The organism is Bacillus sp. UNC41MFS5 (assembly GCF_000686805.1).
Genome location: NZ_JMLP01000022.1, coordinates 1 through 17,645, shown reverse-complemented (window position 1 = coordinate 17,645; position 17,645 = coordinate 1). Strand labels below are relative to the sequence as shown.

Below are 17,645 nucleotides of genomic sequence, written 5' to 3'. Positions count from 1 at the left end.
ATTTCCATTCAATACTTTTCTATAACAAGTCTTAACATTTCAAACAATAAGAAGTTAAAAAATATCCAAACACCGCCATAAACATAACCACCCACCATATCACTTGGCAGTACAACATTTGATGCAATATTTACAATAGCTAGTCCAATTAATAGGACAAATAAAAATAAAGGACCAAATATAGCCGCATAATTCTTATTGGCATGGCGAACAAGTAAAAATAAACATGTGCCATAAATAATGATCAAAACGGTAGCATTAAAATCAGGAAAATTTCCCGAGTGAAATTTCCCAACAAACCCGACTGATTGTAGATAGGTAAATACTTTAATAACCGTATCATGAAAGGGTTTGGCTCCTGCTATTGATACTCCTAGTAAAAGAAATTCAAGTCCTCTGTTTCGGCCCTTGCTCCAAATTCGGATTATGGTTACTGCTATCATGGAACCAAGTGCAAATGGTGATTGAAATACGATAAACCCGTTCATCCAACTCATATAAATAGCTGAATGAATGATGTATTTGGTAACCTTATTAAACTGGGAAAACTCGTCATATAAATAGTCTTGTGCCATTCCCAGCATCAGTGTGACCATACCTATTAAAATTAATGTAAGGATGATTAGAAATATCTCAGTTGCTCTAATTGTATTTAGCCGCTGTACCAATCGTTTTAGCAAATGAATAAAAAATGCCTTGATTGGAACTTTATAATACCGATAAGCAAAATAACCTAATAACAATACAGCGAAAACAATAATGAATACGATTAAATATTTACTAGCAGCTTGATGGAAGCTGTCCCATTTTGGGCCCAATACTTTCCCCAAAGTTATAAAACAAACTCCCCATAAAAAAGCACCTGTATAAGCAGGAATAATAAATTTTCGAAAAGGCATTTTAGAAATTCCAGAAATATAACCAGTGAAATGCCTAATACCTGGTATGAAATAGACAAAAACAAGCAATTTACTACCAGAACGATCAAACCAATCAGCTATTTTCTTATATCTTTCTGGTCCCATGTGAATAAACTTTCCGTATTTTTCGATTAGTTTATATCCTCCTGCCTTCCCAATCCAATAGGTTACGGTAATTCCCGCACCACCTGAAAGAAAGACAGTCAAAAGTGCTAAAATGTAATTCATTTTTCCTTGATAGACAAAGTATCCAGCGTAGCTCATTAGGAACTCACCTGAAATTGGAAGAGCCATGAGTTCTAGAAAAATCCCTATAAATAATATGAGATAACTATGCTGTTCAAACAATGTGATTAAATATGACATATAAATGCCCCCATTTTATAGAAAAAGTAACTCAAAAGTATAATCCTTGAACTTTAGACCCACTTTCAATGTAGCACGTTTAATGCATTCATTTTCTATGTTAATGAAATCTTAATCCTGTCTTAAGGAAACTATAAGATAAGGAAAAAAAGCTATACCCATTATGAATGGATAATAGCTTTTTACTCAGGAGATTAATAAATTAAAGTTTTTTTACCCTAATTGGACTTACCATTAGCAGAGCGAGGATTAAGGTAATCCACGCATTGCTATATAAAAAGAAACCCATCCCCGCCAAAGGTAATCCAGCAGCTGGAATAGGTAATCCGCTAAAATAACCCACGGTTGGTTTCACATTGAATTTAGCTAACCTTAATGCCCCCATAGTTGGAAAAAGGATAAATGCCAAAGAAGTTAATATGGATGGTGCAGCAATCGCATGAAATAGAAGAGCAGGAGCTACACCGAAGCTTACAATATCGGCTAATGAATCCAATTGTACGCCAAATTCACTGTTCACTCTTAATTTTCTGGCAACCCTACCATCCACTAGATCGAATACGGCTGAAAAGAATATTAAAACGGCAGATACCTCTAAAAATCCACTCATATTACATGTAATGGAAAGAACGCCGCACAATAAATTTCCTATTGTAAATAAATTAGGTATGGCCTTTCCTATTTTATTAAACAAGCTAATCCCACCTCCCAATCGACTCCACTTTTATATATCATTCCCAGATAATCTTATGAAATAGCTCAAGATGTAAATTAATTGAACCTATTAATCAAATCTTAATGTTTTACTAAGGGAACCCAAAAGGTTGTTGTATATACTTTAAATTGCCCAATTCAAATTCAATATCATTTTTTATATTCTACACAGAAAACTATAAGATATTTGGGTTTAGTTATATATAAATAGAGGAGGAAAAACAATGAAAAGGTTAGTAGAAGCAACCATGCAAAGAGCCATTCTGATGATCGTATGTGTGGTCATTATCTTGGCATGGGGTGGTATTTCAGCATACCAGATGCAACGAGATTATTTGCCTGGGATTAACAATACTACTCTTTCAGTTAGTATGAGAGTTTCAGGTTTGCAGGCTGAACAAGTAAAACAGCAAGTCACTGATAATTTGGCCAGTGCTGTCAAAATAGTAGATGGTCTATCCAATGTGGAAAGCACTTCCTATGACGGCGGATTATTTATGAGTTTGTATTTCCCGATGGATACAGACATGAAGGTAGCTGAAGAGCAAGTAAATAAAGCATTGGCAAATGCAGATCTTCCTTCAACTATTACAAGCACTCCTTCAGTAACACGATTAACAACAAGCTCATTCCCGATTTTGACTTATACTGTAACAAGTTCAAAGTTGGATGAGCAAACACTACGTTCCACTGCAACACAAGAAATGGTAAAACAATTAAAATCTGTTCCAGGTGTATCGGATGTATCTGTCATTGGTGGAGCGAAAGATGGATATGTATTAACGATTCGTATGAAAGACCTTGTGAAAAACGGACTGACTTTGGATGATGTAAATAAATCGTTTGCTTTAGCTGTTCCATCCATGCCACAAGGAAATATCGTTAACAACCAATTATCCATCCCAGTATCTTTTGATGGATTACCTTTAACAGTGCAGCAAATGGAACAATCAACGATTAAGAATAAGGATGGAAAAGTTATTCCTGTATCAGCGTTTGGTACCATCACTCATTCTTTAAATGACGTAAAAACCGTTTCAAGAACAAATGGAGCACCAAGCGTTACTTTAAATGTAATCAAGACACCATCAGCCAATATCACAGATGTGGCTAATCAAGTAAAAGACCGTGTGGCACATCTTCAATTGGATACCGTAAATCCAAAGGATGTTAAGTTCCAAGTTTTACTTGACCGTGAAAAAGAATTAAACAGCTCTCTATTCGGATTGGTTCGTGAAGGCTTACTTGGCTGTTTATTCTCGATGATTTGTGTGTTCTTCTTCTTCCGAAATGTTAGAAGCACCTTATTAATTGCCATTTCATTGCCAATTTCTTTACTAGCAACAACGGCTTTCTTAAAATCAATGGGTATCACGTTAAACATTTTAACGGTTTCAGGTTTGATTGTTGCGATGGGTCGTATTGTCGATGACTCGATTGTTATCTTAGACAATATGTATAGAAAGCGCGAAGAAAATAAGGAACAATCTCTCCTTTCTATTCTTGCCTCTTCTGTTGTTGAAATGATTCCTGCGATATTGGGATCTACTTTAACTACCATTGCTGTTTATATCCCAATCGCATTTGTTGGCGGCGTCATCAGTGCCTCATATAGCGGTTTCGCTTGGTCAGTTGTTATTGCCTTAATCATTTCATTCTTTGTTGCGATGTTGGTGATTCCTGCTCTTGCTTTCATGGGATGGAAAGGTGGAAACGGAGAAAAACAAACTGTCAAACTCGATTCAAAAATGAAACCAATCTTGCAATCTGCTTTTAAACATAAGAAAGCAATGATTATTGTTTCGATCTTAGTATTCTTGGCTGCTGGCATTTATTCTGCTTTCCTTCCAGTAAGTTTATTGCCAAGCGGAAAAATTGGACAAATTGCCATTAAAGCAGAGCTTCCAAAAGGAAGTACGTTAATTCAAGTGGATGCTGAAGTGCAAAAAATTGAGAAAACATTAAAAGCAAATCCAAAAGTTGCTGCCTATTCATCCAATTTTGGATCTACCATGACACCTCAAAGTGATGATGTGTTTGACCAAGGCGGAGGATTTATCACCTATCCAAATGTCGCTAACCTAGCTGTAGTATTGAAGAACGATAAAGATGCTGATTCTGTGATTAAACAATTACAAAACCAGCTTCCGACATTATCAAAAGATGTTATTTATACTGTAACAAGTCAGAACATCTCTGGTGATGATTCACAAATGCGTATTCTATTTACAGGTTCAGACCAAGCAACACTGGATCAAGTGGCTCAAGAAGCAAGAACTAACTTATCAAAAGTTGCAGATTTAAGTGTCGATGGGAAAGTGGATTTAACAAACGGTTCACCAAAGTATAAAGTAACATTTGACCAAAAGGCGATTAAAGAAAAAGGTGTAAATGTATCTGATATTCTAACAGTCATTAACCGTTATATGTCGGCTTCAAAAGATGCAAGCGTAACAGTTGATCACAAAGTACTTCCTGTGGATCAATATTTAGATCAAATAGCTACTGGCACAAATTCTGCGATCACCATTAATGCTTCTGCGGTTGATGTTCTAGCTTCATTAGCGGCTGAAACAGTGCCTGGAAGTCATGGTGAAATGATTCGATTTGACCAAATTGCTAAAATCTCAAAGGATATCACTCCTTCAACGGTTAGTGAGCGAGATGGTCAACCATTTTCCTTAGTGACAGCACAGATTACATCTAATGATATTAGCAAAGTTGCAAGTCAAGCAGAAAAAGCTTTAAGCGACTTGAATCTTCCAAAAAATGTAACGTACTCATTGGGAGGAATCACTGAACAAGTAAAACAAATGATTTTTGATATGTCCGTTGCAGTAGCATTCTCTATTCTTTTAGTATTACTAATAACTTCTTCTATATTTAAAGGTTGGAGAGCTCCATTATCAGTACTATTAAGCATTCCACTTGCATTAAGTGGTGTGGTTATCGCACTTATCTTATTCCATGGAGAATGGAATTTGGCAGCCTTAATCGGTATTTTAATGCTTACAGGTATTGTAGTAACTAACGGAATTGTGTTAATTGATAAGATTGAAAGAAACCGAAAAGAAGGAATGCCTGTGAAAGAAGCGGTATTAAGTGGTAGTCTCTCAAGGATCCGCCCAATCTTGATGACAGCGGCAGCAACGATTCTTACATTACTTCCACTTGCATTTTCACACAATGCAGATACGGTCATTTCTCAAATGCTTGGTATTGTCGTCATTGGCGGTATGGTCACATCAACCATTAACAGCTTTATTATCATTCCGATCATTTATGAATGGTTGCATAAAACAGCCGCAACCAAAAACGGTAATGCTTCAGTACAAAACAGTATTATCTGAAAAAAGTACTTTACTTGCATGTTGTTTATTCAAAAACCAAGGAACCTATTTAGGTCCCTTGGTTTCTATACTTTAAATAAAGTGAATAAAGATAGGTCCACAGTTCCACCATCTCCTATTCTTTTCCCTACTATAACTTTTTTGGTTCCATTATTAAAGTGTATTATGCCATTAGTGAAGCTTGTCTATTGATTTAAGCATTCAAATCATAGCGTTCGCCTGTCACAAGGTAAATGACATGTTCAGCTATGTTAGTAGAATGATCAGCAAGCCTTTCAATGTATCGGCATACAAAAGCTAACTGTGTGATTTGATTGGTTTGATTGGGATATTGCTTTAAATATTCCATAAGTTCTTTAACTAATCTTCCATACATTTCATCTACCTTATCATCCTTTTGTGCACATCTTCTAGCAAGATCTACGTCCTCTTCCAGGAAGGCTTTAAGAGAATCATCTAACATTTCTAAAGCAAGATCCATCATCTTTGGGATATCGACTATTTCCTTAATATGTTTTTCTTTGCCAATATGTATGGTTGATTTCGCAATGTTAACCGCATTATCAGCAATTCGTTCAACTTCGGACGAAATTTTTAAAGCAACGACGATTCTTCTAAGGTCCTTTGCTACAGGAGATTCCTTTGCAATTAAAGTAATGGCTTTATTGTTAATTTCATGTTCTAAATCATCTATCACTGTATCATTATTAAGGATTTCATTGGCTTTATCCAAGTCTTGATTAATAAGTGAATTGATACTATCTTTTATGGCGTTTTCCGATTTTTGGGCCATATCCATCAACAGTTCTTTTAATTGTTTTAAATTATTTTCGAAATTCAATCTTGTAATCATAATTTATCACTCCTTTAACCAAATCTTCCCGTAATATATCCTTCAGTACGTTCATCCCTTGGGTTTGAGAAAATACTTGAAGTATCATCCAGCTCAATTAATTCTCCCATCAAAAAGAAGGCTGTTTTATCCGAAACCCTGGAGGCTTGCTGCATATTGTGTGTCACAATAACAATCGTATATTTTTCTTTTAGTTTTAAGATTAATTCCTCAATCTTTAACGTTGAGATTGGGTCCAGGGCTGATGTCGGTTCGTCCATTAACAAAACATCCGGTTTTGTAGCTAGGGCTCTCGCTATGCACAACCTCTGCTGTTGTCCTCCGGAGAGTCCAAGAGCAGGAGCACCTAAACGGTCCTTTACTTCATCCCATAATGCAACGTCCATCAACGATTTCGTAACAATCTCTTCAAGATGAGTTCTTTTTTTGATTCCATGGATTCTTGGGCCAAAAGCTACATTATCAAATATCGATTGCGGAAAAGGATTTCCTTTTTGGAATACCATCCCCACGTTTTTCCTTAGTTCGACCAGGTCGATTTTATCATTTAATATATTTTGACTATTATAATTAATTTCCCCAGTCATCCTTACCTTTGGGACGTAATTAATCATCAGGTTCAAAGTTTTGATAAAAGTAGACTTTCCGCATCCGGAAGGACCAATAATAGCTGTTACCTCTTTTTTGATTATTGGAAAATTTATTTTCTTTAGAGCCTGATGCTCTCCATAATATAGATCTAAATCATTTATTTGAAAAACCTGTCTATGCACAGATATTTCGGACATAGTAAGCCCTCCTTTTACCCGAACCTTCCTGAAATATATTCTTCTGTCTTTGTTTGTGAAGGGTTGGTAAAGATTTTTTCTGTTAAATCATATTCAATCAAATCACCGCTAAGGAAGAATGCGGTTTTATCCGATACACGAGAGGCTTGCTGCATATTATGTGTGACGATAATAATGGAATAGTCCTTTTTTAAATCCACGATTAAATCCTCAACCTTAGCATTAGAAATAGGATCAAGTGCAGAGGAAGGTTCGTCAAGAAGCATGACAGTTGGTTTCATCGCTATCGTCCTGGCAATGCAGAGACGCTGCTGCTGTCCTCCCGAAAGTGCAAGGGCTGATTTATGAAGACGGTCCTTTACCTCTTCCCACAAGGCAGCCTTACGCAAGCTTTCTTCAACAATACCATCAAGCTCACTTTTCTTTCGGATTCCTGCAAACTTTAATGCATGCGTTAGATTTTGGTAAATAGATTTGGGAAACGGATTTGGTTTTTGAAAGACCATCCCTATTTCTTTACGCAAAGCGACAACATTTATTTGTTCGGATAAAATATTTAGATCCTCATAAACAATTTCCCCTTCAGCTCTTGCCCCGGGAATTAAATCGTTCATTCTGTTAATGCTTCTCAGGAAAGTCGATTTTCCGCAGCCGGATGGTCCGATAAGCGCTGTTACTGAGTTTTTTTCAATACCTAATGAAATCCCATTAACCGCCCGTTTTTCTCCATAAAAAATTTCTAAGTTTTCGACTTTCAAGATATTCGTTTTCTGGCCATTCCCTTTGCTTTGTTCCACATTCGTTTCAACCGCTCTTTCCTTAGTAGCTGTAACCAAGATCCTCACCTGCTTTTTATTTAGTTGCTGTAATTTTTCGGTGTATCAAACTTCCAATCCATCTTGCCAATAAATTAAAGATTAAAACGGAAATGACTAAGACAGCGGAAGAACCGCTGGACACCTCTTCGACATCTGGAATTAAGCCTTGAGTATTGACAGACCAAATATGAACTGCCAAAGTTTCCGCCGGCCGAAAAATATTTAAGGGTGAAGTTTGAGAAAATGGATTCCAGTTTGCATAATCAAGCCTTGGTGTAGATAACCCTGCTGTAAACAAAAGGGCAGCCGCTTCCCCAAAAACCCTGCCGGAAGCAAGGATAATCCCTGTCAATATGGTTGGAAATGCGCTAGGTAATATCACCGTTTTAATGGTATGCCAATGAGTGATCCCCAACGCAAGGCTCGCCTCTTTTAATTCACGCGGAACAGTTCGGATGGCGTCCTCACTTACTCGTACTATAACGGGTAAGTTGAATACTGTAAGTGCGAGAGCACCTCCTAATATGGTATAGCCCCATCCAGTAAGGTTAACAAACATCAATAAACCAAACATACCGATAACGATTGAAGGGAGAGATGCCAAAACCTCCACACAAGAACGAATGAAATCCGTCACCTTACCGGGTTTTGAATACTCTGCCATATAAATTCCTCCGCCTACTCCAAGAGGGACAGCAATCAGCATCGTAATAAACAGGATATAAAATGAATTGAATAATTGGTCACGGATTCCTCCCCCACCTCTGACATTGCTTGATGGTGTGGTTAAGAAAGAAAAGGATATGTTTTTTAGCCCGTTGACTAAAATATAGTAAAACAACCCAACAAGTATCGAAATAATAATGATCGCTATTAAATAGAAGACAAATGACGCAATTCGATCAGCAGACTTGGCATTCATTTCATTTTCCTCCTTGAAGATAGATAACGGATAAAGAGGATAAATGCAAACGACATGATTAATAAAATTAATCCCATCGACCAGAGAGTGTTATTTTCTACACTCCCATATGTTGTATGACCCATGTTCAATGTAATAATGGTTGTTAAGGTTGCAGAAGCCTCTAACAAACTTGATGGTAATGTCTTCACATTCCCAATGACCATCTGAACAGCCAATGCTTCCCCAAACGCTCTCGCCATACCAAGTACAATGGCAGTGAGCAGCGAAGGCAATGCTGCAGGAATCAACACTTTCCTAATCGTTTGCCAACGGGTTGCTCCTAAAGCATAAGAACCTTCTCTTAACGGCTTTGGCAAAGAACTCATTGCATCAGTGGCAATGCTTGTTACTGTTGGTAATATCATAATGGAAAGCACAATCGTTCCGGAAAGCAAACTAAATCCCAGTCCTCCAATATGTTCCCGGATAAATGGAACTAAAACTGTAAGCCCGATGAATCCATATACAACAGAAGGAATTCCAACAAGTAACTCAATTACCGGCTGCAGGACCTTTTTACCCCAGGTCTGAGCAATTTCTGTCATAAAAATGGCGCCGCCAACCCCTAATGGTGCTGCAACAAGGGCTGATAAAAAGGTCACAGCAAAGGAACCAAAAATAAAAGGTAACGTACCATACTTCGGATTGGCTTTGTTAGTAGGGTCCCAGGTCTTACTGGTTAAGAACTCAATTATATTGACACCATTCTTAATAAAGGATTGCAGCCCTTTTGTAGTTAAAAAAATTGTAATGGCAATAGTTGCAGAAATCATTATCACCGCACATAAAAGAACAAGGACTTTTCCTCTGAATTCCCCGCCCGCTCTATCTTTAGGTGATTTTAGTAATCTTTCTTTTGCCGGAAGCAGTTTTTCCATAATGCACAAACACCCCTGAATTACGTTATAAGGGTAAATGTGTTTGTACATTTACCCTGTTCCCACCTAGAATCTCATTATTTATTTGTTTGATTCCCTTTAGCGTCACGTTCCACCTGCATTTTTGTGACCGGTAGGTACCCTTGATCTTTTAATAAGGTGTTTTGAACGTCGTCTGACATTAAATAGTCCAAGAATTCTTTCGCTGCCCCACTTGGTTCACCTTTTGTATAAGAATGTTCATAGGCCCAAATAGGAAATTTACCGGATTGTACATTTTCATCTGTAGGTTCCACCCCATCAATCGCCAGCGGCGTTACCTTATCATCCGTGAAATAAGAGAAGGCTAAATAACCAACGGCACCTGCGGTTTCATTAACGATTTTTTTAACAGTATTTGAGGAATCCTCGGTAATACCTTCCGCCGGCGTTGCCCCATCTAGACCGAACTTGTTAAATACAGCACGAGTACCGGAAGCATCAGGGCGATTAACTAAGACGATTTTTTGATCTTTACCGCCAACGTCTTTCCAGTTAGTAATTTTCCCAGTAAATACTTTAATAAGATTTTCTTTTGAAATATCTTTAATCCCGACTCCAGGATTGACTGCAGCAGTAATTCCGACAACGGCTACTTTATGATCGACTAATTGATCTGCAGGGATCCCTTCTTTTTCTTCTGCAAATACATCTGAGTTACCTATTTGAACGGATCCTTCCGCAACCTGTGATAGGCCTGTACCAGATCCGCCGGCATTAACTTGAATATCCGCATCCGGATTGTTCGCCATAAATTCTTCCGCTGCAGCTGCAACTAGTGGCTGCATAGCAGATGAACCTGAAACAACTATGGAACCAGATACTCCATTCTTTCCCTTTTCAGCGGTGTCTCCACCGTTATTCTTATCATTTCCTCCACCGCACGCAGCGGAGAAAACTATTAAAGCTAAAATAGTCATCCATAAGCTAATTTTTTTCATATTCATCATTCTCCTAGAAGAAATTTTTATTTCATTGTTAGAATGCCTTCCGGAGTTTTTTTTATTAATTAAATTTGCTAATAAGTCGCATGTATTTATTGTTTAAAAACAACAAAATTAATAAGTGATATTATGGTCACAAAAAATGAAGAAGCGAGGGATTGATGTGTTAAAAGAAGGAGAAACAAATAATGCTACTACGCAGGCAAATCAGGCTATGAGTAGAAGTTTTAACGATTATAGTGAGAGGATGTCTTCCCAGCCAAACTCTGATACAGAAATAGCCAATCAAAAAATTCAGGAAGAATTCTATCAAAATGAAGAAGATAATCTTCTGCCATTTCATGTGGATATCAATAATCCTCCTGTAAAAAAATAAAAATGGGTAAAATCCCATCTGTCAGCCAGATGGGATTAGCTTTCATTTTTCAACTAACTCCGAGTTTTGAAAAATCGAACAAGCGTTAGGTCCTGATCACAACCTTGGTCTTCGTATATTTTCCTATTTTATTAAGTGAAGAAAATAGTTGGAAAAGAGGAACTAAAATGCAACTTTCAGGAAATACAATCCTTATTACTGGTGGAAGTGCTGGGATAGGATTAGCTTTCGCAGAACGTTTTATCAAAGCTGGAAATAAAGTCATCGTTACTGGACGACGTGAAAACGTACTTCAAAATGCAAAAGAATATTCCCCGGACCTTATTACCCATGTAAGTAATTTGAGCACTGAATCTGAGCGTGTATCATTGTTTGATTGGGTAACAGAGAACTTTCCAGAAGTGAATGTGTTAGTGAACAACGCAGGGATTCAACAACGTTTTAATGTGTTTAAAAGCAGATGCGAAGAACAATTGGAATTATTTCAATCAAGAAATCACAACCAACATTGAAGCACCAATACATCTATCTATGCTGTTTGCACCATTTTTTGCTACAAAAGAAGCGGCGACTATCGTTAACGTTACATCTGGGTTAGCGTTTACTCCGTTTGCTATTGCTCCAATCTATTCAGCAACGAAAGCGGCACTTCATTCATTTACTATGAGTCTACGACACCAACTTTCTAATTCATCTGTAGAAATAATTGAAGTTGCTCCTCCTGCAGTGAATACAGATTTAGGCGGAGCAGGGTTGCATACTCATGGAGAACCGTTAAGCATTCGCAGATGGGATTTTTAAAGGATTAGAAGAGGGTAAACAAGAAATTGGATATGGTACTTCCGTGGAACGACTACGTATGTCACGAGATAAAGTCGATGAACACGTTGCAAATATGTACAATGCAACGAAAAATACAATTGAATAAATTTCTATGCTTCATGTCGGAACATGAAGCAGTAAAACTCGCTCAATCAGTAGCGAGTTTCTTTTAATTAGCCAGTAATTTTTCAACTAATCTCCCCTTTTGCTTAATTAAAACAGCCGCCAAAATGGCAGCTGCATCCTCACCTCTTGAACCCGCTTACGTACTTTTGTTCACTTTCTTTCTTCATTAAAATATAAATCTAACAGTAGCCATACATACGATGCCCACTAAAACAGTAACTGACAAACTCTTTGTCCATAAGGCTATCATAAGAGTTGGGATAATAGCAGTGAGCACACTCCAATCTATAGATATTAATGATGATGTGTCTTTGACGATAAAGCTATCAACGATAAGTGCAGTAAAAATACAAATAGGGATATACGAAAGCCATTTGACAACTACTTTTGGCAGCTTAATATTTCTTATAACTAAAAAAGGAATTATTCTCGGAACGAAGGTTACAATGGCACACCCTAAAATAATTAATAAAATGGATAAATTAATACTCATTTGTCTTTTACCACTCCAATAATTGCTACTATAATTGTCGATAAAATAATTGCTAAATAAGAAGGAACAAATATACAGAGAACGATCATAAATAGAACCACGTACAAAACTAATGATAAATAGAACTTAAGCTTTCCATTTTCAATATTTTGAAATTGCAAAACAACTAATGCCAAAAACATTGCTGTTAAAGAAAAATCTAAACCAAATACTTTTGGATCTGAAATCCATTTTCCGAAAATTGCACCCAACATACATGATAAAATCCAGAATATATAAGCGGTTATATTCAATCCATTCATCCATTCGGCATTCATATATTCTTTTTTGGAGATTTTATTCATGGCAACACCAAACGACTCATCTGTTACAAGAGCACCAATCCCGATATTTTTCATTAGAGAATATTTTGTAAAGTGCGGAGCCAATGCCATACATAATAAAAAATTCCTCAAATTCACAATAAAAGTGGTAAATATAATGACTGTAATCGGACTTCCAGTTACTAAGAGAGCACAGATAATAAACTGAGATGCACCTGCATAAACTAATGCAGCTAAAAGAGTAATTTCTGCAATACTTAGATTTGAGGAAACTCCAACAATCCCCATAGCAATTCCAATACTGATGTAACCTATTAAGGTTGGGATACAATCTTTTACGCCTTGAGAAAATGTAGAAAGGCTCCCTTCGCTGTTCATTTCATTTGTTAATTCAATCAAAGTACCCCTCACCCTTCTGTCTGTTATATTGTATGTATGTATGTTATAATGAATATAAATAAGAGTCAAGGAGATTATTTATGGAGTTCATTCAAGAGGTTATCGCTAGTAATCTTGCCGAAATAAGAAAAAAGCGCGGATTGAGCTTAGATAGTGTAGCGGAGCTAACTGGAGTTAGTAAAGCCATGTTAGGTCAAATTGAAAATGGAAAATCAAATCCTACTGTTACAACTCTCTGGAAAATTGCAAATGGATTACACGTATCTTTTTCTGCTTTTTTAAAGGAAAATGAAAAGCCACAAATTGAAAAAATAAACATTAATCAACTCAATCCAATGATTGATAATGATGGAAATTATCTTGTATATTCTATCTTCCCATTTAACCCCGAAAAAAAGTTTGAGATTTTTGCTGTGGACTTAAAGCCAGGATGTAGTCATATATCTGAAAAACATATAGGTGAGGAATATGTACTTATACAACGAGGTATATTGACACTTGAAGTTCAAGGTGAGAGGTTTGTATTAAACACAAATGAGACGATTAAATTTATTGCAAATACTGAACACATTTATATAAACTCTTCGGATGAAGTTGTTAGATTCTACCTAATTATCTTTTATCCCGACTAATATCTATTTTTTTTTATTATTGGCTCTGTTAAATATATTGTTCATATTTAAATATAAATCAAGGACCACAAATAAGGTCCTTGATTTTATTCTAATTGAAGAGTAGTTACCCGATAGTAAGTACATTTCTTCACTCTCTCTAATAAAACTATTTTCACAACTAATACTTTTTCAAAGCAATTACTGCATTATGCCCACCAAATCCAAATGAATTGGAGATCCCTATTTTGAGATTTGTATGTCGGGCTACGTTTGGAACATAATCTAAATCACATAATGGATCGGGCTGTTCTAAGTTGATGGTAGGCGGAATGATGCCCTCTTGGAGACTTTTTGCTAATGCAATAGCTTCAACCCCACCAGCTGCTCCTAATAAATGTCCTGTCATCGACTTATTCGCCGTAACTGGTATCCTGTACGCTTGTTCGCCAAACAATTTTTTTATAGCATTTGTTTCAGATATGTCACCCACCTCTGTACTTGTTGCATGAGCACTAATTACATCGACATCATCAGTAGAAATGGACGCATCTTTTAAAGCCATTTTCATTGCAAGATAGGCTCCTTTACCTTCTGGATGTGGAGAAACCATATGATATGCATCAGAACTAGCACCATATCCAATTACTTCAGCATAAATTCGTGCATTTCTGCGTAAAGCATGTGTCAAAGATTCAAGTATTAAAATTCCTGCACCTTCAGACATTATAAATCCATCTCTATTCGCATCAAAAGGACGACTAGCAGTACTTGGTTCATCATTCCTCGAAGACAACGCTTTTGCATTCCCAAAACTGGCTAGAGACAATTCTGTTATGGCTGCCTCAGCCCCTCCAGCAAATGCTACATCAGCCGTACCATACCGAATAATTCTGAAAGCCTCTCCAATAGCAGTATTTCCAATTGCACAAGCGGAAACAGGTGCCATCGAAGGTCCCAATGCCCCCCATTTGATACTTATTTGTGCTGAAGCTGCATTTGCTATCATCGAAGGCACCATTGTTGGACTTACCCTTTGTGGTCCTCTTTCTCGAAGTACATCAATATTTTGCATCAAAGTCTCAATTCCACCTATTCCCGAACCAATATATACACTAAGACGCTCTAAATCTATTTCCTTAATGTTCAGATTGGAATCGTTCCATGCTTGTTCAGCTGCAACTAGAGCAAATTGACAAAATCTATCCATACGCCTTGCATCCTTCTGACCAAGCATATCCTCAGCATTAAAGTCCCTTACTAATCCAGCAATTTTGGTTTTATGTTTACTTACGTCAAATGTATTAATGTAAGAAATGCCAGACCTGCCTTCGGTTAAATTCCTCCAAAATGTTTCAACGTTGTTTCCCAAGGGTGACACGACTCCCATCCCTGTAATCACAACTCGTTCCATATTTATTCCCCCTCGTTATTAGATTATCTATATTTTGGCATCGTATTTATCCTATTACAAGTTGTTGTTTATCATAGTATAATTAGTAATATGATTATCGTTTTAAGACAGGAGTAATATAAGATGAATAGTAAAACAAGATTAGAAGCTCTATCAAAATTTTTAAAGTCAAAACGTGCAACTATACAACCTCTATCAGTAGGATTACCACCGGGAATTAGGCGGAGAACTCCAGGTCTAAGGAGGGAAGAAGTTGCCCAGTTAGCGGGAGTAAGCACTACCTGGTATACATGGCTAGAACAAGGGCGAGATATTAAGGTCTCGTCTTCTGTACTGGATTCTATAGCATCTGCTCTACAGTTAAATAATGATGAACGAAAGTATTTATACGATTTAGCATTAGAAGTTAACACAAATGTGTATAAACATGAAGTTTTACAAACAAAACTTTCCCCTTCTTTAGAAAAAATTTTAACAGAATTAAAATACTGCCCTACTCTGATCACAGACCGACATTTCCAAATCGTTGGTTGGAATCCTGCTGCAGCCTATGTTTTTCTGAATTTCGAACAAATTCCCATCGAACAGAGAAACTTAATTCGCTTAGTGTTTACGAGGAAAGAGTTGAGGGCTTTAGCTGTCAATTGGGAGCATTTTGTGAAAGGATTTCTTTCCATCTTTAGGGTTTATTATGGGCAAAATATGGGGGATGAATGGTACACTCAATTTCTTGAAGAAATGTCGAATCTTAATCCAGATTTTCAATCTTTATGGCAAGAAAATCAAGTAAATATGGCTCCCGAAGTGTTGATTGAATTCAGACATTCCAAGGCAGGTAAAATGATTTTTAATTTAACTTCTTTACAAGTTCATGGGGATACAGATTTTTGGTGTAGCATTTATACTCCAGTTGAGGGTTCATCTACTGAAGAAAAATTGAAGAAAAGGATGAATAATAGTGAAAAAAGTTAATTAATAAATCATAAAGATTATATAATCAGTTCGTAATGTTTAAGAATCATGCTCAAGTAAGCTGCTCCGTATATCGGAAAAGGCATTATAACTTAAATGTCAATAATAACAACTAATAACACAAACTTATAAATCTCTATGCATTTGCAGATATAAGAAAGCGAAGAAAGCATACCTGGTTCTATATTGGATAGAATAAGTGGGAAAAACCGAGATAATGAGGTGTTGCTATGGAACATATTGTTCTGCCAAGGAATGAATGGATCGAAGCGAGAAAAGAACTTCTACAGAAAGAAAAGGAATTTACGAAGTTACGGGATGAACTCACGCAGCAAAGACGAGATTTGCCGTGGGAAGCTGTCAGTAAATCTTACACATTTGACGGTCTCAACGGTAAGTTTTCACTAGTAGACTTACATGATCAATATGTTCCAAAAATATAAAACCATACGAGGATATAGAAAGGGAATTTCTGAAAGATGCAAATGGAGTATATGATTCTGGCAGCAATGTGGCTGTTTGGTTTTATTGGTTTTATTCTGTTTATTCCTATCAAAGATCGGCGCAAGGGATTATTGGCTGCCATAATGTTTCAAGCATTCATTTGGCTTTGTGATATGCCTGCTTTTACATATGGTTTGTTAAGTGCGCCTGTTCGGCTGTTCCCTAAAGCAACAGACATCACGGTTACAATCAATTATATCTTTTATCCAATATTGTTTGCCATTTTTTATGTACATAGGAAAGCAAAGAACAGCCCATGGTTTAGATTTACATACTTTTTCGGATGGATTTCTATCCTCACGATATATGATACCGTTCTAGAAAGATATACAGATTTGATAAAATATGAATCCTTGACTTGGTATGGGATGTGGATTTACATTGGATTCCTTTTTTTCATATCCCTAGTCTGCTGTAATTGGTTCTATAAGGAAAAACCTCCTATTAAGTCACACGTTGGAGGCACTAATGAAGATTGAATGGTGGATCTTGTTATCGGTGTATGCAGTAGCAACATGTATTCTTTTTTTCATACCTAAAAATAAAATTCGACTTGCGGTAGTAGCATTTTTGTTCAAACAGGTTATTACTTTTCTAATAGGTCTATTGGTCGTAGAGTTTGGGCTGATTGAATATCCTGTTCGGTCATTTGCTTCAGTCAATCGAACTAGCTTACTCATCTTTGTTCTCTTTCAGGTGTTGCTTAAGTTCGTCGACTGTAACTCCATCAACACCACTGGCACCTTTATTTTTATAGACACGTAGGTAGGCTTCGTTCATATTTTGATTACTTAGAATTTGTTCTAAAAGTTCCACACTCGTTTCTCCTCTCCTCTCACGTAGTAAGAGATAGCTCCATTTTGGTTATCCTTTGAGGTACGCTCATACTTTCACCATTAACACATTCGGAGTATGTCACTTACGCATTCGTGGCGTTGAAACACTATAAATTGTTCAGCCCTTCATGAAAT

General features: G+C 36.7%; 18 protein-coding genes and 1 pseudogene. 8 read left to right on the top strand and 11 right to left on the bottom strand.

Features of this window, described 5'->3' with window-relative positions; genetic code table 11:
- Positions 1–8: 8 nt before the first annotated feature.
- Positions 9–1,286: a DedA family protein gene (locus BR30_RS0112675; protein WP_026565343.1), complete on the bottom strand. Its 1,278-nt coding sequence runs from the start codon at positions 1,284–1,286 to the stop codon at positions 9–11.
- A gap of 202 nt (positions 1,287–1,488) precedes the next feature.
- Entirely contained in the window at positions 1,489–1,980 is a 492-nt protein-coding gene (gene pssA, locus BR30_RS0112670) for a CDP-diacylglycerol--serine O-phosphatidyltransferase (RefSeq protein ID WP_026565342.1), read from the bottom strand.
- A 244-nt stretch (positions 1,981–2,224) separates the two neighbouring features.
- On the opposite strand from pssA, the gene BR30_RS0112665 reads away from it, so the two are divergent.
- Positions 2,225–5,350 carry an efflux RND transporter permease subunit gene (locus tag BR30_RS0112665; RefSeq protein WP_026565341.1) on the top strand — a complete coding sequence of 1,042 codons (3,126 nt, stop codon included), beginning with the start codon at positions 2,225–2,227 and terminating at the stop codon, positions 5,348–5,350.
- A gap of 193 nt (positions 5,351–5,543) precedes the next feature.
- Here the strand turns inward: BR30_RS0112665 and phoU are convergent, their stop codons facing one another.
- From phoU to BR30_RS0112635, 6 genes are all read right to left on the bottom strand, one after another.
- Positions 5,544–6,203 carry a phosphate signaling complex protein PhoU gene (gene phoU, locus BR30_RS0112660; RefSeq protein WP_026565340.1) on the bottom strand — a complete coding sequence of 220 codons (660 nt, stop codon included), beginning with the start codon at positions 6,201–6,203 and terminating at the stop codon, positions 5,544–5,546.
- Positions 6,204–6,217: 14 nt separating this feature from the next.
- Positions 6,218–6,991, bottom strand: a complete 774-nt coding sequence (gene pstB / locus BR30_RS0112655; protein WP_026565339.1) for a phosphate ABC transporter ATP-binding protein PstB — start codon at positions 6,989–6,991, stop codon at positions 6,218–6,220.
- Positions 6,992–7,005: 14 nt separating this feature from the next.
- Positions 7,006–7,788, bottom strand: a complete 783-nt coding sequence (pstB, locus tag BR30_RS0112650; RefSeq protein WP_051633605.1) for a phosphate ABC transporter ATP-binding protein PstB — start codon at positions 7,786–7,788, stop codon at positions 7,006–7,008.
- Positions 7,789–7,843: 55 nt separating this feature from the next.
- Positions 7,844–8,731, bottom strand: a complete 888-nt coding sequence (pstA, locus tag BR30_RS0112645; RefSeq protein WP_026565337.1) for a phosphate ABC transporter permease PstA — start codon at positions 8,729–8,731, stop codon at positions 7,844–7,846.
- Positions 8,728–9,651, bottom strand: coding sequence for a phosphate ABC transporter permease subunit PstC (pstC, locus tag BR30_RS0112640; RefSeq protein WP_026565336.1), 924 nt, complete (start codon positions 9,649–9,651; stop codon positions 8,728–8,730). The genes pstA and pstC overlap by 4 nt, the downstream gene beginning before the upstream one ends.
- 77 nt (positions 9,652–9,728) lie before the next feature.
- A complete protein-coding gene (locus tag BR30_RS0112635; RefSeq protein WP_026565335.1) occupies positions 9,729–10,637 on the bottom strand; it encodes a phosphate ABC transporter substrate-binding protein in 909 nt (302 codons plus the stop codon).
- 139 nt (positions 10,638–10,776) lie between these two features.
- On the opposite strand from BR30_RS0112635, the gene BR30_RS0112630 reads away from it, so the two are divergent.
- Positions 10,777–11,010, top strand: a complete 234-nt coding sequence (locus tag BR30_RS0112630) for a hypothetical protein (protein ID WP_026565334.1) — start codon at positions 10,777–10,779, stop codon at positions 11,008–11,010.
- A 167-nt stretch (positions 11,011–11,177) separates the two neighbouring features.
- Positions 11,178–11,938, top strand: a pseudogene (locus tag BR30_RS33365) (SDR family oxidoreductase).
- Positions 11,939–12,124: 186 nt separating this feature from the next.
- On the opposite strand, the gene BR30_RS0112620 reads toward BR30_RS33365, so the two are convergent.
- Complete coding sequence (locus tag BR30_RS0112620; protein WP_026565333.1) at positions 12,125–12,451, bottom strand: AzlD domain-containing protein; 327 nt, start codon at positions 12,449–12,451, stop codon at positions 12,125–12,127.
- Positions 12,448–13,152, bottom strand: a complete 705-nt coding sequence (locus tag BR30_RS0112615; protein ID WP_197032330.1) for an AzlC family ABC transporter permease — start codon at positions 13,150–13,152, stop codon at positions 12,448–12,450. The genes BR30_RS0112620 and BR30_RS0112615 overlap by 4 nt, the downstream gene beginning before the upstream one ends.
- 101 nt (positions 13,153–13,253) lie before the next feature.
- Here BR30_RS0112615 and BR30_RS0112610 point away from each other — a divergent pair, with 101 nt between their 5' ends.
- On the top strand, positions 13,254–13,805 hold the full coding sequence (locus tag BR30_RS0112610; RefSeq protein ID WP_026565331.1) for a helix-turn-helix domain-containing protein: 552 nt from the start codon (positions 13,254–13,256) through the stop codon (positions 13,803–13,805).
- Between the two features lie 160 nt (positions 13,806–13,965).
- Here the strand turns inward: BR30_RS0112610 and fabF are convergent, their stop codons facing one another.
- Positions 13,966–15,198 (bottom strand): beta-ketoacyl-ACP synthase II, encoded by a 1,233-nt coding sequence (gene fabF, locus BR30_RS0112605; RefSeq protein ID WP_026565330.1) that lies wholly within the window; start codon positions 15,196–15,198, stop codon positions 13,966–13,968.
- A 123-nt stretch (positions 15,199–15,321) separates the two neighbouring features.
- On the opposite strand from fabF, the gene BR30_RS0112600 reads away from it, so the two are divergent.
- From BR30_RS0112600 to BR30_RS35880, 4 genes are all read left to right on the top strand, one after another.
- Positions 15,322–16,170 (top strand): helix-turn-helix transcriptional regulator, encoded by an 849-nt coding sequence (locus tag BR30_RS0112600; protein WP_026565329.1) that lies wholly within the window; start codon positions 15,322–15,324, stop codon positions 16,168–16,170.
- A gap of 230 nt (positions 16,171–16,400) precedes the next feature.
- Positions 16,401–16,613 carry a DUF899 family protein gene (locus tag BR30_RS0112595; RefSeq protein WP_026565328.1) on the top strand — a complete coding sequence of 71 codons (213 nt, stop codon included), beginning with the start codon at positions 16,401–16,403 and terminating at the stop codon, positions 16,611–16,613.
- Positions 16,614–16,655: 42 nt separating this feature from the next.
- Positions 16,656–17,153 carry a CBO0543 family protein gene (locus BR30_RS0112590; RefSeq protein WP_231507701.1) on the top strand — a complete coding sequence of 166 codons (498 nt, stop codon included), beginning with the start codon at positions 16,656–16,658 and terminating at the stop codon, positions 17,151–17,153.
- Positions 17,143–17,439 carry a CBO0543 family protein gene (locus tag BR30_RS35880; protein ID WP_231507700.1) on the top strand — a complete coding sequence of 99 codons (297 nt, stop codon included), beginning with the start codon at positions 17,143–17,145 and terminating at the stop codon, positions 17,437–17,439. Before BR30_RS0112590 ends, BR30_RS35880 begins: the two co-directional genes overlap by 11 nt.
- The last annotated feature ends 206 nt before the right edge of the window (positions 17,440–17,645 follow it).

Bases quoted from the DNA above. Each gene is read 5' to 3' on its own strand.
- BR30_RS0112675 (WP_026565343.1), bottom strand. From the start codon at position 1,286: ATGTCATATTTAATCACATTGTTTGAACAGCATAGTTATCTCATATTA.
- BR30_RS0112665 (WP_026565341.1), top strand. From the start codon at position 2,225: ATGAAAAGGTTAGTAGAAGCAACCATGCAAAGAGCCATTCTGATGATC.
- phoU (WP_026565340.1), bottom strand. From the start codon at position 6,203: ATGATTACAAGATTGAATTTCGAAAATAATTTAAAACAATTAAAAGAA.
- pstB (WP_026565339.1), bottom strand. From the start codon at position 6,991: ATGTCCGAAATATCTGTGCATAGACAGGTTTTTCAAATAAATGATTTA.
- pstA (WP_026565337.1), bottom strand. From the start codon at position 8,731: ATGAATGCCAAGTCTGCTGATCGAATTGCGTCATTTGTCTTCTATTTA.
- pstC (WP_026565336.1), bottom strand. From the start codon at position 9,651: ATGGAAAAACTGCTTCCGGCAAAAGAAAGATTACTAAAATCACCTAAA.
- BR30_RS0112635 (WP_026565335.1), bottom strand. From the start codon at position 10,637: ATGAATATGAAAAAAATTAGCTTATGGATGACTATTTTAGCTTTAATA.
- BR30_RS0112630 (WP_026565334.1), top strand. From the start codon at position 10,777: ATGAAGAAGCGAGGGATTGATGTGTTAAAAGAAGGAGAAACAAATAAT.
- BR30_RS0112620 (WP_026565333.1), bottom strand. From the start codon at position 12,451: ATGAGTATTAATTTATCCATTTTATTAATTATTTTAGGGTGTGCCATT.
- BR30_RS0112615 (WP_197032330.1), bottom strand. From the start codon at position 13,152: ATGAACAGCGAAGGGAGCCTTTCTACATTTTCTCAAGGCGTAAAAGAT.
- BR30_RS0112610 (WP_026565331.1), top strand. From the start codon at position 13,254: ATGGAGTTCATTCAAGAGGTTATCGCTAGTAATCTTGCCGAAATAAGA.
- fabF (WP_026565330.1), bottom strand. From the start codon at position 15,198: ATGGAACGAGTTGTGATTACAGGGATGGGAGTCGTGTCACCCTTGGGA.
- BR30_RS0112600 (WP_026565329.1), top strand. From the start codon at position 15,322: ATGAATAGTAAAACAAGATTAGAAGCTCTATCAAAATTTTTAAAGTCA.
- BR30_RS0112595 (WP_026565328.1), top strand. From the start codon at position 16,401: ATGGAACATATTGTTCTGCCAAGGAATGAATGGATCGAAGCGAGAAAA.
- BR30_RS0112590 (WP_231507701.1), top strand. From the start codon at position 16,656: ATGGAGTATATGATTCTGGCAGCAATGTGGCTGTTTGGTTTTATTGGT.
- BR30_RS35880 (WP_231507700.1), top strand. From the start codon at position 17,143: ATGAAGATTGAATGGTGGATCTTGTTATCGGTGTATGCAGTAGCAACA.